Source organism: Kitasatospora cineracea (assembly GCF_003751605.1).
Taxonomy (GTDB): Bacteria; Actinomycetota; Actinomycetes; order Streptomycetales; family Streptomycetaceae; genus Kitasatospora; species Kitasatospora cineracea.
Genome location: NZ_RJVJ01000002.1, coordinates 1,643,396 through 1,658,785 on the forward strand (window position 1 = coordinate 1,643,396; position 15,390 = coordinate 1,658,785).

11 protein-coding genes are annotated in these 15,390 nt (G+C 74.9%); 4 read left to right on the plus strand and 7 right to left on the minus strand.

Features of this window, described 5'->3' with window-relative positions; all coding sequences use genetic code 11:
- From EDD39_RS33460 to EDD39_RS33470, 3 genes are all read right to left on the minus strand, one after another.
- A complete protein-coding gene (locus EDD39_RS33460) occupies window positions 1-1,155 on the minus strand; it encodes an alkaline phosphatase family protein (protein ID WP_123563182.1) in 1,155 nt (384 codons plus the stop codon).
- Between the two features lie 8 nt (window positions 1,156-1,163).
- Entirely contained in the window at window positions 1,164-1,748 is a 585-nt protein-coding gene (locus EDD39_RS33465; protein WP_030458040.1) for a DUF5998 family protein, read from the minus strand.
- Window positions 1,749-1,859: 111 nt separating this feature from the next.
- A complete protein-coding gene (locus EDD39_RS33470) occupies window positions 1,860-4,634 on the minus strand; it encodes a bifunctional acetate--CoA ligase family protein/GNAT family N-acetyltransferase (protein WP_123563185.1) in 2,775 nt (924 codons plus the stop codon).
- A gap of 159 nt (window positions 4,635-4,793) precedes the next feature.
- On the opposite strand from EDD39_RS33470, the gene EDD39_RS33475 reads away from it, so the two are divergent.
- Complete coding sequence (locus EDD39_RS33475) at window positions 4,794-5,072, plus strand: HPr family phosphocarrier protein (RefSeq protein WP_030458038.1); 279 nt, start codon at window positions 4,794-4,796, stop codon at window positions 5,070-5,072.
- A 327-nt stretch (window positions 5,073-5,399) separates the two neighbouring features.
- Here EDD39_RS33475 and EDD39_RS33480 read toward each other — a convergent pair whose 3' ends face one another.
- Complete coding sequence (locus EDD39_RS33480) at window positions 5,400-6,668, minus strand: MFS transporter (protein ID WP_123563187.1); 1,269 nt, start codon at window positions 6,666-6,668, stop codon at window positions 5,400-5,402.
- An 80-nt stretch (window positions 6,669-6,748) separates the two neighbouring features.
- Between EDD39_RS33480 and EDD39_RS33485 the strand changes: the two genes are divergently transcribed.
- Window positions 6,749-7,381: a TetR/AcrR family transcriptional regulator gene (locus tag EDD39_RS33485; RefSeq protein WP_162870284.1), complete on the plus strand. Its 633-nt coding sequence runs from the start codon at window positions 6,749-6,751 to the stop codon at window positions 7,379-7,381.
- Window positions 7,382-7,388: 7 nt separating this feature from the next.
- Here the strand turns inward: EDD39_RS33485 and EDD39_RS33490 are convergent, their stop codons facing one another.
- From EDD39_RS33490 to EDD39_RS33500, 3 genes are all read right to left on the minus strand, one after another.
- Complete coding sequence (locus EDD39_RS33490) at window positions 7,389-8,582, minus strand: RtcB family protein (protein WP_123563191.1); 1,194 nt, start codon at window positions 8,580-8,582, stop codon at window positions 7,389-7,391.
- 359 nt (window positions 8,583-8,941) lie between these two features.
- Complete coding sequence (locus EDD39_RS33495; protein WP_123563492.1) at window positions 8,942-10,309, minus strand: M16 family metallopeptidase; 1,368 nt, start codon at window positions 10,307-10,309, stop codon at window positions 8,942-8,944.
- Between the two features lie 17 nt (window positions 10,310-10,326).
- Complete coding sequence (locus tag EDD39_RS33500; protein WP_123563194.1) at window positions 10,327-11,658, minus strand: M16 family metallopeptidase; 1,332 nt, start codon at window positions 11,656-11,658, stop codon at window positions 10,327-10,329.
- A 237-nt stretch (window positions 11,659-11,895) separates the two neighbouring features.
- Here EDD39_RS33500 and EDD39_RS33505 point away from each other — a divergent pair, with 237 nt between their 5' ends.
- Together EDD39_RS33505 and EDD39_RS33510 are read left to right on the plus strand one after the other, a co-directional pair.
- Window positions 11,896-14,346 (plus strand): DNA gyrase/topoisomerase IV subunit A, encoded by a 2,451-nt coding sequence (locus EDD39_RS33505; RefSeq protein WP_123563196.1) that lies wholly within the window; start codon window positions 11,896-11,898, stop codon window positions 14,344-14,346.
- Window positions 14,347-14,433: 87 nt separating this feature from the next.
- A complete protein-coding gene (locus tag EDD39_RS33510; RefSeq protein ID WP_123563198.1) occupies window positions 14,434-15,339 on the plus strand; it encodes a sucrase ferredoxin in 906 nt (301 codons plus the stop codon).
- The last annotated feature ends 51 nt before the right edge of the window (window positions 15,340-15,390 follow it).

Genomic DNA, 15,390 nt, shown 5'->3' on the forward strand with positions numbered 1-15,390 from the left:
TCAGCCGCGGACTTCGAGCAGCGGCACGAGCTGTTCGACGGGGGTCATCGAGCCGTGCAGGCCGACCATCTGGGACTCCCCGGGCTCGCTGCGGGTGGCGACGACGGCGATGTCGTCGCGGGCGGCGGCGACCACGTCGCCGATCCGGGGCAGCACGCGCTCGTCCACCGTGGGGCCGAACCAGCCCGCGGCGACGGCCTGTTCGCGGGTGGCGACCCACATCTGCTCGCCCAGCACCTCGCTCCACACCGCGTGCACGTCGCCGGCCGCGCCGGGATGGGCGTAGACGTGCCGGGCCCGGCCCTCGCCGCCGAGCAGCGCGACGCCGGCCGAGAGCTCCCAGTCCTCGTCGAAGTCGATCCGGTTCTCCGGGGCGATGTCGATCATGCCGTGGTCGGCGGTGACGTACAGCGCGGAGCGCGGCGGGAGCTGCTCGGCCAGGCGGCGGGCGAGGCGGTCGACCGTGAAGAGGGTGAGCCGCCACTCGTCGGAGTCGACGCCGAACCGGTGCCCGGCGGCGTCGAGTTCGCTCAGGTACGTGTAGACCAGGGCGCGGTCGTGCTCGGCCAGCCAGGCGGCGGCCCGGTCCATCCGCTCCTCGCCGGTGGTGCGGCCGAGGAAGGTGCCGCCGGAGAGCGCGACCTGGGTGAGCGGGGTGGAGGCGAACAGCGGGGAGGAGACCTGCGCGGTGGCCACCCCGGCCTGGTGGGCCCGCTCGAAGACGGTGGGGTAGGGCTGCCAGGTGTGCGGGTCGACCGGCGGGTTCCAGCGCAGCTGGTTCATCAGCCGCCCGCTGTCCGGGATCGCCACCGTGTACCCGGCCAGGCCGTGCTGCCCGGGCGGCAGGCCGGTGCCGACCGAGGCCAGCGAGGTGGCGGTGGTGGACGGGAAGCCCGCGGTGATCGGGGAGCGCCCGGCCATCAGCGAGGTGAGGAACGGCGCCCAGTCCGGGTTGGCCCGGATCAGCTCCCAGCCGAGGCCGTCGACCAGGAACACGCAGACCCGGTCGGCGGGCTCCAGCGGCAGCGCCGGGCGGTAGCCGGGCACGCCGAGGCCCGCCGCCAGCGTGGGCAGCAGGTCGGAGAGCGCGGCGCAGCCGTAGCGCGGGGCGGGGGCGTCGGCCGGGTCGAGCAGCTCGTAGGCGTCGTCGTGCATGTCCCGGCTCAGCCGTTGGCCACGGTCGCCTCGGACAGCGCCCGGGCGAACACCAGCGCCTGGGCGACCGTCTCCGGCCCGTCCCCGGCCTCGCTGACCCGCAGCGACAGGTCGTCGGCGGTGGCGGAGCCGGTGTAGCCGTGGTCCGCCTCGCAGTTCGGGTCGGAGCAGCCGGCCGGCTCCAGGTCGAGGCGCTGCACGGCGCCCCAGCCGATGGTCAGCACGACCTCGCGCGGCGGGGTGCCGGGGGTGTACGTCTCGGGGTTGGCGACCATGCGGCTGACCACCACGGAGGTGATCCGGTCCAGGCGGACGGTCTCGGTGGAGGTGGTGGCGTACGGGACGGGGGTGGCCGCGTCGCCGTTCTGCTCGTCGGTGTGGCTGACCACGAAGCGGGACGCGGTGAGCACCAGCACGGTGACGTGCCGGCGGACCTCGTTGGCGTCGAAGGTGGTCTCCTGGTGCACCAGGTACGAGGTGATCGGCTCGGGGCCCACCGCGGACTCCACCGCCTCGGAGACCAGCGCCGGGTAGTAGCCGCTGCGCTCGATCGCGGACCGCAGGTCCTGCGTGGTGGTACCGGTCTTCGCCATATCTCCATCCTGGCATGTCCCGCCGCTCCGGCGGGTGGCACTGCGCCGGGTTCGCCCGGCCTTCGCCCCGCGGGGGCCGCCCGGTCCTGGCGAGCGGGCAACCACGCAAGATTACAGCGTGCTCATGGCGCGCGGTCCCAGATCGGTGCGGACCGGCAGCGGGGCGATCCGGACCCGGGCGCCGAGCACGGTCAGGCCGTGCGGGGCGACCACGACGGGCTCCAGGTCGACCGCGGCGATCTCGGGCAGGTCGTCGACGAGGCGGGAGACCCGCAGCAGCACCTCCTCCAGCGCGCCGGTGTCGACGGCCTCGGCGCCGCGCCAGCCGAACAGCAGCGGGGCGGCCCGGACTTCGCGGATCAGTTCGGCGACGTCCCGGTCGGTGGCCGGGACCAGCCGGTGGGCGACGTCGCCGAGCAGTTCGGCGGGGGCGCCGGCCAGGCCGAAGGACAGGATGGTGCCGACGGCGGGGTCGACGGCCGCGCCGATCACGGTGTCCACGCCGCGCGGGGCGAGCCGCTGCACGACCAGTTCGGCCTGCGCGGCGCCGCCGAGCAGCGCGTCCAGTTCGCGGTGGGCGCGGCGCAGTTCGGCCTCGCTGGTCAGGTCGAGCCGGACGCTGCCCAGGTCGGGCCGGTGCCGCAGGTGCTCGGCGGTGGCCTTCAGCGCAACGGGGTAACCGAGCGCGGCGGCCGCCTTGACGGCGGCGGCCTCGTCGGGGGCGGGCAGCGTCGGGCTGACCGGGATGCCGTAGTGGCCGAGCAGTTCGGCGGCCTCGGGGTCGGGCAGGGTGACCCGGGCGCCGCCGGACTGCAGCCGGGCGGCGACCGCCTCCCGGCCGGACAGCGCGCGTTCGACCAGGGCGCGGGCGGCGTGCTCGTCGACGCCCTCCAGTTCGGGGACCCGGGCGGTCTCCTCGGCCTCGGCGTTGCGCCGGCGCCACTTCGCGTAGCGGACGGCGTCGGCCAGGGCGTGCACGGCGCGCTCGGGCGCCGGGTAGGCGGGCACGCCCCCGGCGCGGAGCCGGGCGACCAGCGCGGGCAGGGCGAGGTGGGCGAGCAGCAGCGGTTTGCCGAGTTCCCGGCCGCGGACGGCGGCGTCCAGCAGGGCCTGGGCGATCTCGGGGTCGTCCTCGACGAGTTCCGGCGCCGGGCCGGGGCCGTGCACGCCGATCGGCGGGATGGCGACGGCGATCACCGCGTCGGTGTGCGGGTCGGCGAGCGCGGTGTCCAGGGCGACCCGGAAGTTCTCCCCGGTGGCGCCGGTGGTCAGGTCGACGGGGGTGCGGGGGCGCAGTCCGGCGCTCAGGCAGGTGTCGTAGGTGAGCAGGCCGAGCGAGTCGGAGTTGCCGACCACGGCGACCTTGTTGCCGCCCGGCAGCGGCTGCCCGGCGAGCAGTTCGCCGGTGTCGAAGAGCTCGGTGATGGTGTCCACCCGGATCACCCCGGCCTGCTGGAACAGGGCGTCCACGGTGCTGTCGCGCAGCCGGGTCGCGGCGGGCTGGACGGCGTGGCCGGGCGGCAGGCTGCCGGTGTGCCGGGCGCCCTTGAGCACCACCACGGGCTTGCCGGCGGCCAGCCGGCGGGCGATCCGGGTGAACTTGCGCGGGTTGCCGAAGGACTCGAAGTAGAGCAGCACCACCTCGGTGGCGGCGTCCTCCTCCCAGTACTGCAGCAGGTCGTTGCCGGAGACGTCGGCGCGGTTGCCGACCGAGGCGAACGAGGAGACGCCCATGCCGCGCCGGTGGGCGGCCTCCAGCAGGGCCACGCCGATCGCGCCGGACTGGCAGAACACGCCGAACGGCCCGCGGTCGGGCAGCACGGGGGCCAGCGAGGCGTTCAGCCGGTGCTCGGGGTCGGTGTTGACCAGGCCGAACGCGTTCGGGCCGATCACCCGCATGCCGGCCGCCCGGGCCTGCCGCACCAGGGCCCGCTGCCGGTCCCGCCCGTCCGGGCCGGTCTCGGCGTACCCGGCGCTCACCACCACCAGGCCCTGCACGCCGTGCGCCCCGCACTCGGCGACCGCACCGGGGACGGCGGGCTCGGGCACCGCGATCACCGCGAGGTCGACCGGGCCGGGGACGTCCAGCACCGAGCGGTGCGTCGGCACGCCCTCCAGCAGGGTGCCGGGCTCGGCGCCCCGGTTGACGGCGTACACCGGGCCGTCGAAGCCGGAGCGGACGTCGCGCAGCAGCGCCCGGCCGACCGACTGCGGGTTGCGCGAGACGCCGATCACCGCGATCGAACGGGGCGTCAGCAGGCGCTGCACGGAACGGGCTTCGGCCCGGTGCTCGCGGGCCCGCATCACGGCGAGCGAGGCGGCGGTCGGCTCCAGGTCGAACTCCAGGTGCACCACGCCGTCGGCGAAGCTGCGCCGCTGGGTGTAGCCGGCGTCGGTGAAGACCTTCACCATCTTGCGGTTCTCCGGCAGCACCTCGGCGGTGAACCGGCGGATGCCGCGCTCCTGGGCGACCGCCGCGATGTGCTCCAGCAGCGCGGAGGCGATGCCCCGGCCCTGGTGGGCGTCCTGGACCAGGAAGGCGACCTCGGCGTCGGTGCCGGTGGTGGACGGCATCCCGTCCTTGTCGGTCCGGTCGTAGCGGACGGTGGCGACGAAGCGGTCCCGCACCACCAGTGCCAGGCCGACCCGGTTCACGTAGTCGTGCCGGGTGAAGCGGCGGACGTCCTTGTCGGACAGGTGCGGGTACGGGGCGAAGAACCGGAAGTACTTCGACTGGTCCGAGACCTGCTCGTAGAACTCGACCAGCCGCTCGGCGTCGTCCGCGGTGATCGGGCGGATCCGGGCCGTCCCGCCGTCGCGCAGCAGGACGTCCGCCTCCCAGTGCTGGGGGTACCCGTTGTCGACCGGTGCGCGCTCGTGCTCCACGCCCGCCAGCGTAGTCGTCGGCGAGCCTGATGGCGCCCGGCCTGCCGGGCACGGCACGCTGGGCCTGCCGCCCCGCGCCACCGAGCCCGCAGTGCGACGGCGTGCAACACTGGTCTAGACAACCCTGCACCACCCTGCACCACGTGAAAGGCACCTCTCATGGCTGAGCGCCGCGTCACCATCGGTTGGGCCGAGGGCCTGCACGCCCGTCCCGCCTCCATCTTCGTCAAGGCCGTCACCTCCACCGGGGTCCCGATGACCATCGCCAAGGAGGGCGGCAGCCCCGTCAACGCCGGCTCCATGCTCGGCCTGCTCGCCCTCGGCGCGGCCGGCGGCGACACCGTCGTGCTGGCCGCCGACGCGGACGGCGCCGACGCCGCCCTCGACCGCGTCGCCAAGCTGGTCCAGGAGGGCCTGGACGAGCTGCCCGCCGCGTAGCCGCCCCGTCCGGGGCCCGGGGGGCCGCGCGGACCACGCCCCCGCCCCGGGGCCCGCGCGGTCCCCCGGGCCTCCCCCGTCGGCGGCCGCGCGCCGCGGACTCCCGGGCTCGCGGGACTTCCCCGCTACGGCCGCCCGGCGACCGGCCGTCGGCAGCGGTACCCGCGAAGCAGACGGCGCGAGCAGCCCGCCGCCCCCTCGGCGAGCGACCGACGCCCCGCCTTGCGCCTCATGGCGGCCGCCGCAGCAGCAGCAGGGGGGCGGCCGGGCGCAGCTCCCTCCCGGCATCGGCCGGAGCGCGCCCGTCGGCCCCGGCCGGTCCCCCGCTCAATGCCCGGCGAGCGCCCACCCCTGCGCCTCGCGGCGGGCCGCCGGCAGCAGCAGGGGGACCGCCAGGAGCAGCGCCGCCCCGACGAAGTAGGGCGCCCGGACGCCCCAGGCGTGGGCGAGCAGACCGGCCAGGGCCGCGCCCACCGCGCCCGAGGCGTCGAAGACGAGCTGGTGGGCCATGGTGACCCGGCCCAGCAGGTGGGTCGGGACCTGGGCCTGGCGGAGCGTCAACCCGCCGACGTACCAGGCGAATTCGGCGACTCCGTAGGCCGCGACGGCCAGTGCGGCGACCGCGGGGGTGGGGGCGAGGGCCAGCAGCAGGGCGCAGGCCGCCGAGCCGAGGGCGCCGGCGGTCAGGGTGGGGCGCACGCCCCAGTGCTGGAGCAGGCGGGGGGTGAGCACGCTGCCGAGCAGCCCGCCGACGGCGAACGCGGCGACCAGCAGGGCGAATCCGGTCGGGCCGAGGTGCTGGGCGCGGCTCGCGTAGAGGACCAGGACGGCGATCAGCCCGGAGGAGACCCCGCCGGTGAGGCCGCGGGCGAGGCAGAGCCGGAACAGGACGGGGCGGCCGCGCAGCCAGCGCAGCGCTTCGGCGACCTGCCGCCGCAGCGCGGGCCGCTCGGCGGGCGCTCCGGCCGCTCCGGCCGCTCCGGCCGCTCCGGCGTGCGGCCCGGCCCCACCGGGCGGTTCGGCCCGGCCGGGCCGGAAGTCCCCCTGCAGCAGCAGGACGAGCCCGGCCGCGCAGGCGAAGCTGAGGGTGTCGACGGCGAACGGGAGGGCCGCGGCCAGGCCGAACAGCACCGCGCCGAGCGGGGTGCCCAGCAGGGTGTCGGTGACCAGGGCGCCGGCCTGCAGCCGGGAGTTGGCGCGGGCCCGGTCGGCGGGCGGCACCAGGGCGGGGACCATGCCGGACCAGCCGGCGCTGTAGAGGACGCCACCGGTGCCGAGCAGCAGCGCGGCCAGTACCAGCCAGCCGATCCGGGCGGCGTGCGCGGCGACCGCGGCGGCGAGCACGCCGACCACCAGGGTGCGGGCGGCGTCCGCCCAGAAGAGCATCCGGCGGCGGTCGAGGCGGTCGGCCCAGGCTCCGGCGGGGAGGGCGAACAGCAGCGAGGACAGTTGGCCGGCCAGTGCGACCAGGGCGATCATCCGTGCGTCGCCGGTGAGTTCGGCGGCGAGCAGCGGGAGGGCGACGAAGCGCATGCCGTCGCCGAGGCTGGATATGGTGACGGACGCCCAGAGGGTGGGAAAGCCGCGTAAGAACATGAACGAGAATATCGTTCATGTTCTTGTGGCGCGTCAAGGACCCTGCCCGCCCGGCGCCGTACGAGGAGAGTGAGCCAGCCGTGTCCCCCCTGGTCCGCGAGCCGCAGCAGCAGCGCAGCCGCGAGAAGTTCGCCCGCATCCTGGCCACCACGGCCCGGCTGCTGGAGACCGTGCCGTTCGAGCAGCTCAGCACCAAGCAGATCGCGGCCGAGGCCGGGATGTCGGTCGGGGCGCTGTACCGGTTCTTCCCGGACAAGGAGGCGGTGCTGGAGACGCTGGAGCACAGCTGGATGGAGGGCGACCTGCGGCTGCTGGAGGCCGCCACCGCCCCGGAGGCGGTGGCCGCCTGCGGGTCGTCCTCCGAGCGCTTCCTGGCCGGGGTGGTCGAGGCTTACGCGAACCGGCTGCGGGCGCTGCCCGGCTACCGGCAGTCGTGGTTCCACAGCCCGAAGATCCCCTCGCTGGTGGACCCGAGCGACGAGGTGGACGCGCTGATCGCCGCCCGGGTGCACCAGGTGCTGGTGGCCTCGTTCGGCCTCGCCGACACCGCCGGGACCCGCCGCCGGGCGGGCCTGGCGGTGACCGTGGGCATCCACCTGCTCAGCGCGGCGTTCCGCGAGGACCCGGACGGCGATCCGGAAGTCCTCGCGGACGCGGCACTGATGATGGACCGGTACTTCTTCGCCCCGGAACGCGATCCACAGGGGAGTTGACGGGGCGTCAGCCCTTGACGCAGATCACCTGCTTGAGGTGCGCCACCACCTCGACCAAGTCCCGCTGCTGCTCGATCACCTTCTCGATCGACTTGTACGCGCCGGGGATCTCGTCGACCACGCCGGAGTCCTTGCGGCACTCGACGCCCGCCGTCTGCGCGACCAGGTCCGCCGTGGTGAAGCGCTTCTTGGCGGCGTTCCGGCTCATCTTCCGGCCGGCGCCGTGCGAGGCCGAGTTGAACGAGGCGGCGTTCCCCAGGCCCTTCACGATGTACGAGCCGGTGCCCATCGAGCCCGGGATGATCCCGTACTCGCCGGAGCCGGCCCGGATCGCGCCCTTGCGGGTGACCAGCAGGTCGACGCCGTCGTAGCGCTCCTCGGCCACGTAGTTGTGGTGGCAGGAGATCATCTCGCCGAACGTCGGCTCGGCCTTGGGCAGTTCGCGGCGGACCGCGCCCTGGAACAGGGCCATCATCAGCGCCCGGTTGTGCTTGGCGTACTCCTGCGCCCAGAAGAGGTCCGACCGGTAGGCGGCCATCTGCGGGGTGTCGGCGATGAAGACCGCGAGGTCCCGGTCGATCAGGCCCTGGTTGTGCGGCAGCGCCTGGGCGATCGACATGTGGTGCTCGGCGAGTTCCTTGCCGATGTTGCGCGACCCGGAGTGCAGCATCAGCCAGACCGCGCCGTCATCGTCCAGGCAGAGCTCGATGAAGTGGTTCCCGCCGCCGAGGGTGGCCATCTGCTGGGCGGCCCGCTCGCGCCGCCAGCGCACCTCGGGGGCGATGCCGTCGAAGCGCTGCCAGAAGTCGGCCCAGCCGGCGGTGGACCGCCCGTGCAGCTTGCCCGGGTCGACCGGGTCCCCGTGCAGGCCGCGGCCGACCGGGATGGCCTGCTCGATCCGGTGCCGCAGGTGCGACAGGTCGTCGGGGAGGTCCTTCGCGGTCAGCGAGGACTTCACGGCCGTCATCCCGCAGCCGATGTCGACGCCGACCGCGGCCGGGCAGACCGCGCCCTTCATCGCGATGACGGAGCCGACCGTCGCCCCCTTGCCCAGGTGGACGTCCGGCATCACGGCGAGGCCGTGCAGCCAGGGCAGCGTGCTGATGTTGCGCAGCTGCTCCATGGCCTGGCCCTCGACGGTGGCCGGGTCGGTCCACATCCGGATCGGGACGCGGACGCCGGGTACCTCGGTGTACGACATGGGGGTTCGACCTCCTGGGTCGGACGGGTTCGTGGTGCCGCACGGAAGGGCCCGGTGCGGCGGCGGGGAAGATCGGGGGCGGCCCGGTGCTTCGGGGCCGCGGGCAGCGGACGGGCGCTGCGCGGGGAACTGCTCAGGCGGTGCGGAGGGAGCAACGGAAGGGCAGCCTCGGGGAGCGTCGTCGTGGCTCGACCCGCATGGTGACCGCCTCCTTCCGCACTGTGTCCGACCGCGCGGCTGTCGCCCGGTCGGGGATATCTACCCACGTCGCGCCGACGGCGCGCAAGGCATTAAAGACGGGCGGAAACGCCGGGGGTCCGGCGGGGCTGACGCCCCGTCGGACCCCCGTGCGCGGACGGCTAGTTCGCGAGGACCGTGACGTCCCCGATGCCGAGCGCCTTGACCGGTTCGGCGATCACCGAGGCGTCGCCGACCAGCACGGTGACCAGCCGGTCCGGCGGGAACGCGGCGACCACGGCGCGGGTGGCGGCCGCGGTGTCCAGCTCGGCCAGCTTCCGGTAGAAGTCCGCCTGGTAGGTGTCCGGCAGGTACTGCTCGACCTGGTCGGCCAGGGTCGCGGCGACCGAGCCGGCCGTCTCGAACTTCAGCGGGGCGACGCCGACCAGGAACTGCACGGCCTCCTCCCGCTCGGCGTCGGTCAGGCCCTCGGCGGCCAGCGTCCGCAGGATGGTCCAGGTGTCCTGCAGCGCGGGCGCGGTGGATTCGGTGTCCACCGAGCCGCTGATCGCCAGCAGCCCGCGGCCGGTGCCGTCGGCGGACGAGCGCAGCGCCTGGGCGAACGCCCGCACGCCGTAGGTGTAGCCCTTCTCCTCGCGCAGCACGCGGTCCAGCCGGGAGGTGAGGGTGCCGCCGAGGCAGTAGGTGCCGAGCACCTGCGCGGCCCACACCGGGTCGTGCCGGTCCGGGCCGATCCGGCCGATCAGCAGCTGGGTCTGGACCGAGCCGGGCCGGTCGACGATGACCACCCGCCCGGTGTCGTCGCCCGCCACCGGGCCGTGCACGGCCGGCTCCCGGGTCTCCGCGGTCCACCGGCCCAGGGTGGACTCCAGCAGCCCGGCCAGCTCGACGCCGGTGAGGTCGCCGACCACCACGGCGGTGGCGGTGGACGGGCGCAGGTGGGCGTCGTAGAACGCCTTGACCGCGTCCCGGTCGATCCGCTTGACGGTGTCGGCGCTGCCGGAGCGCGGCCGGGACAGCCGGTCGGCGGCCGGGAACAGCTCGGCGTACAGCGCCTTGGCGGCGCGCCGGGCCGGGTTGGCCTGCTCGTGGACGATCTCGTCGAGGCGGTTGGCGACCAGCCGCTCGATCTCGTCGGCGGGCAGCGCGGGGGCGCGCAGCGCGTCGCCGAGCAGGGTCAGGCCGCGCTCCAGCCGGGAGGCCGGGACCTCCAGCGAGACCCGGATCGCCGGGTGGTCGGCGTGGGCGTCCAGGGTGGCGCCGGCCCGCTCCAGCTCGCCCGCGAACTCCTCGGCGCTGAGCGTGTCGGTGCCCTCGGACAGCGCCCGGGACAGGATCGAGGCGACGCCGTCCAGGCCCTCCGGCTCGGCGGCCAGCGGCGCGTCCAGCACCACGTCGACGGCGACCAGCTGCTGGCCGGGGCGGTGCGAGTGCAGCACCGTCAGCCCGTTGGCCAGGGTGAGCCGCTCGGGCGCCGGGAACGCCCACGGGGTGGGGGTGCCGGGCTGCGGCTGCGGGTGGAACTCCATCGCGGGGGTGTAGTCGCTCACGCCGCCGCCTCCTCGTCGCTGTCGTTGCTGTCGTCGGCGTCGCCGCCGGTCGGCTCGTACACCAGCACGGCCCGGTTGTCGGGGCGCAGCCGGGCGGCGGCGACCGCCCGGACCTCCTCGGCGGTGACGTCGAGGACCTTCGGCAGGGCGCTGTTGACCAGCTTCGGGTCGCCGAACAGGACGGCGTAGCGGCAGAGTTCGTCGGCCCGGCCGGCCACCGTGGTGAGCCGGTCCAGCCACTCGCGCTCGATCTGCGCCTGGGCCCGCTCGAGCTCCTCGGCGGTGGGGCCCTCGGCGGCGAACCGGGCCAGTTCCTCGTCGACGGCCGCGTCGATCTGCTCCAGGGTGGCCTCGCCGCCCGCCTTGACGTCCAGCCAGCCGAGCGAGGGCGCGCCGGCCAGCCGCAGCAGGCCGAAGCCGGCCGCGACGGCGGTGCGGTCGCGGCGCACCAGCCGGTTGTAGAGGCGGGAGGACTCGCCGCTGCCCAGGATGGTGAGCGCCAGGTCGGCGGCGTCGGCCTCGCGGGTGCCGTCGTGCGGGAGCCGGTAGGCGGCCATCAGCGCGCGGGACGGGACGTCCTCGCGGATCAGCTCGCGCACCTCGGCGCCGAGGGTCTCCGGCAGGGCGCCGTCGCGCGGCGGCTGCTTGCCGTCGTGGGCCGGGATCGAGCCGAAGTACTTCTCCACCCAGGCGATGGTCTGCTCCGGGTCGAGGTCGCCGACAATCGCCAGCACCGCGTTGTTGGGCGCGTAGTAGGTGCGGAAGAACGACCGGGCGTCCTCCAGCGTGGCGGCGTCCAGGTCGGCCATCGAGCCGATCGGGGTGTGGTGGTAGGGGTGGCCGTCGGGGAAGGACAGCGCGGTGAGCTTCTCGAACGCGGTGCCGTAGGGCACGTTGTCGTAGCGCTGGCGGCGCTCGTTCTTCACCACGTCGCGCTGGTTCTCCATGGACGTCTCGTCCAGCGCGGCCAGCAGCGAGCCCATCCGGTCGGCCTCCAGCCAGAGCGCGAGCTCCAGTTGGTGGGCGGGCATGGTCTCGAAGTAGTTGGTGCGCTCGAAGCTGGTGGTGCCGTTGAGCGAGCCGCCGGCGCCCTGGACCAGTTCGAAGTGGCCGTTGTTGGAGACGTTCGCCGAGCCCTGGAACATCAGGTGCTCGAAGAGGTGGGCGAGGCCGGTGCGCCCCTTGACCTCGTGCCGGGAGCCCACGTCGTACCACAGGCACACCGCCGTGACCGGGGTGAGGTGGTCCTCGGAGAGCACCACCCGGAGGCCGTTGGCCAGGCGGTGTTCGGTGATGGCGAGGCCGCTTGCGGGCGCGGGGTTGGCCATGCGGGGTCCTTCCCGTCGTCGGTTCCGGAGTGTTCCGGGCCGGGGGCGTGTGACGTCCCCATTGTGGTGCAACGCCGGGTGCCGCCGTCAGGTGTCCGGGAGCGGGACGCGTTCGCCAGCGGCGGAAGCGGCCCGGGTGACGGGTGCTGTCCCACCGAGGGTCCACAATGGGGGGCGTTCGCGCCCGCGTCCGCCCACCCCCATGTCCCGCATGTACCGCAAGGGAGCCCCGCAGCGATGGCCCGCCGCAGTTCGCCCACCCCGCCGCCCGGTGACTTCGAGGAGCGGATCCTCGACGTCGATGTCGTGGACGAGATGCAGGGCTCGTTCCTGGAGTACGCCTACTCGGTGATCTACTCCCGGGCCCTGCCGGACGCCCGGGACGGCCTCAAGCCGGTGCACCGCCGGATCCTCTACCAGGCCAACGAGATGGGCCTGCGCCCGGAGCGCGGCCACGTCAAGTGCGCGCGCCTGGTCGGCGAGGTGATGGGCCGGCTGCACCCGCACGGCGACGCCTCGATCTACGACGCCGTGGTGCGCCTGGCGCAGCCGTTCTCGATGCGGCTGCCGCTGATCGACGGCCACGGCAACTTCGGCTCGCTCGGCAACGACGACCCGCCGGCCGCGATGCGCTACACCGAGTCGCGGCTGACCGCGGCCTCGATGTCGCTGGTGGAGTCGATCCACGAGGACACCGTCGACTTCGGCCCGAACTACGACGGCTCCGAGCAGGAGCCCCAGGTGCTCCCCTCGGCCTTCCCGAACCTGCTGGTCAACGGCGCCACCGGGATCGCGGTCGGCATGGCCACCAACATGCCGCCGCACAACCTGTCCGAGGTGGTCGCCGCCGCCCGGCACCTGATCAAGCACCCCTCCGCGGACCTCGACACCCTGATGCGGTTCGTCCCCGGCCCCGACCTGCCCACCGGCGGCCGGATCGTCGGCCTCGCCGGCATCCGGGACGCGTACGAGTCCGGCCGCGGCACCTTCAAGATCCGCGCCACCACCTCGATCGAGAACGTCACCGCCCGCCGCAAGGGCATCGTGGTCACCGAACTGCCGTACTCGGTCGGCCCGGAGAAGGTGATCGGCAAGATCAAGGACCTGGTCAACGCGAAGAAGCTGCAGGGCATCGCCGACGTCAAGGACCTCACCGACCGCGAGCACGGCCTGCGCCTGGTCATCGAGGTGAAGAACGGCTTCGTCCCCGAGGCGCTGCTGGAGCAGCTGTACAAGCTGACGCCGATGGAGGAGACCTTCGGCATCAACAACGTCGCGCTGGTCGACGGCCAGCCGCTGACGCTGGGCCTCAAGGAGCTGCTGGAGGTCTACGTCGACCACCGCTTCACGGTGGTCAAGCGGCGCAGCGACTTCCGCCGCCGCAAGCGCCAGGACCGGCTGCACCTGGTCGAGGGCCTGCTGGTCGCGCTGGTCGACATCGACGAGGTGATCGCGATCATCCGCAGCAGCGACGACGCGGGCCAGGCCAAGGACCGGCTGATGGAGCGCTTCGGCATCTCCGAGATCCAGACCGCGTACATCCTGGACACCCCGCTGCGCCGGCTCACCCGGTTCGACCGGGTCGAGCTGGAGGCCGAGCAGGCCAAGCTGCTCAAGGAGATCGCCGAGCTGACCGAGATCCTGGAGTCCGACACCAAGCTGCGCTCCGTGGTCTCCTCCGAACTCGCGGCCGTCTCCAAGCAGTTCGGCACCGAGCGGCGCACCGTGCTGCTGGAGGCCGGCTCGGTGCCGTCCGCCGCGCTGTCGGTGCCGCTGGAGGTCGCCGACGACCCGTGCCGGGTGCTGCTCTCCTCCACCGGGCTGCTGGCCCGCACCTTCGACCTGGAGCCGGTCGGCGAGCAGGACGCGGCCCGCGCCAGGCACGACGTGCTGGCCTCCGCCGTCCCCGCCACCGCCCGCGGCGACGTCGGCCTGGTCACCACGGCCGGCCGGGTGCTGCGCCTGCCGGTGATCGACCTGCCCGCGCTGCCCCCCGGCACCTCGGCGCTGTCCGGCGGCGCGGCGGTCTCCGAGTTCCTCCGGCTGGAGGACGGCGAGCGGCCGATCGCGCTGACCACCCTGGACGAGGCCTCCCCCGGCCTGGCGCTCGGCACCGTGCAGGGCACGGTCAAGCGGGTGGTGCCCGAATGGCCCGCCAACAAGGACGAGTTCGAGGTGATCGCGCTCAAGGACGGCGACGCCGTGGTCGGCGCGGTCGAACTGCGCACCGGCGAGGAGGACCTGGTCTTCATCACCTCCGACGCCCAGCTGCTGCGCTACCCGGCCGGCCAGGTCCGCCCGCAGGGCCGCCCGGCCGGCGGCATGGCCGGCATCAAGCTGGCCGACGGCGCGAAGGTGCTCTCCTTCGCCGCGGTCGACCCGGCGCAGGACGCGGTGGTGCTGTCGGTCGCGGCCGCCTCCGGCACGCTGGCCGGCGAGGAGCAGACCAGCTGGAAGCTCACCCCGTTCGACCAGTACCCGCGCAAGGGCCGGGCCACCGGCGGCGTCCGCTGCCAGCGCTTCCTGCGCGGCGAGGACGGCCTCGCCTTCGCCTGGGCCGGCCCGCTGCCCGCCCTGGGCGCGACCACCACCGGCCAGCCCGTCGCGCTCCCCGAGCGCGACCCGCGCCGCGACGGCTCCGGCACCCCCGTCCCGTCCCCGATCGGCGCGGTCGGCACCCGCATGTGACCCCCGCCCCGGGCCCCGCGCGGGGCCCGGGGCCCGCCGCCTCCGCCCTGTCCGTGCCGGGTAGCGGTTCGCACTAGGGTGGGGCGGGTGAGCACCTGTACGACGCTGTCGCACGAACTGGCCGAGCCGCTGGCCGCCACCGCGGCCACCGCCACCACCTGGCTGCTGCTCGAGCAGTCCGGCCCGTGGGGGGCGCGGGCGGTGACCGGCAGTCACCTCGACGCCGGCCTCGGGGCCGCCCTGGAGGCCGCCGCGGACGGCACCGGCGTCCGGATCGCGCTGATCCGCCGCCCGGGCCGGCACGCCGACAGCGACGCCACGGCCCGGCACGAGGTGCTGCTCGCGCACACCTCGCCGGCCGACCCCTGGGTCCGCCGCGGGCACGTCGCCGACCCCGCCGAGCTGCTCGGCCTGGACTTCGCCGCGCTCGGCGCGGGCGACCACGGCTCCTTCGGCGCCCCGCACGCCGGCGGCCCGATCGCCCTGGTGTGCACCAACGGCCGCCGCGACCGCTGCTGCGCGCTGCTCGGCCGCCCGCTGGCCGCCGACCTGGCCGCGGCCGGCCACAGCGAGGTCTGGGAGGTCACCCACCTCGGCGGCCACCGCTTCTCGCCGACCGTGCTGGTGCTGCCGCACGGCTACGCGTACGGGCGGCTGACCGCCGAGTCCGCCAAGGAGGTGCTGGCCGCGACGGCGGCCGGCCGCACCGTCCCCGCGCACTCCCGCGGCCGCTCCTACTGGCCGCGTCCGGCCCAGGCCGCCGAGCAGGCCGTCCGCGAGCTGTCCGGCGAGACGGCCGCCGACGCGCTGACCCTGCACCCGTCCCCCGGCGGCTCCCCCTGGACGGTCGAGGTGCGGCACGCCGACGGCCGCCGCTGGCGGGCCACGGTCGCCGAGTCCCGCAGCGAGCCGCCGCGCCCGGAGAGCTGCGGCAAGAGCCCGGGCACCCCGTCCCGGATGGACGTCGTCGCGCTGGAGGCCCTCTCCGGCTGACCGCGCGGAACGGCCGGGGCCGCGGCAGGAGGATCGACTCCCGCCGCGGCC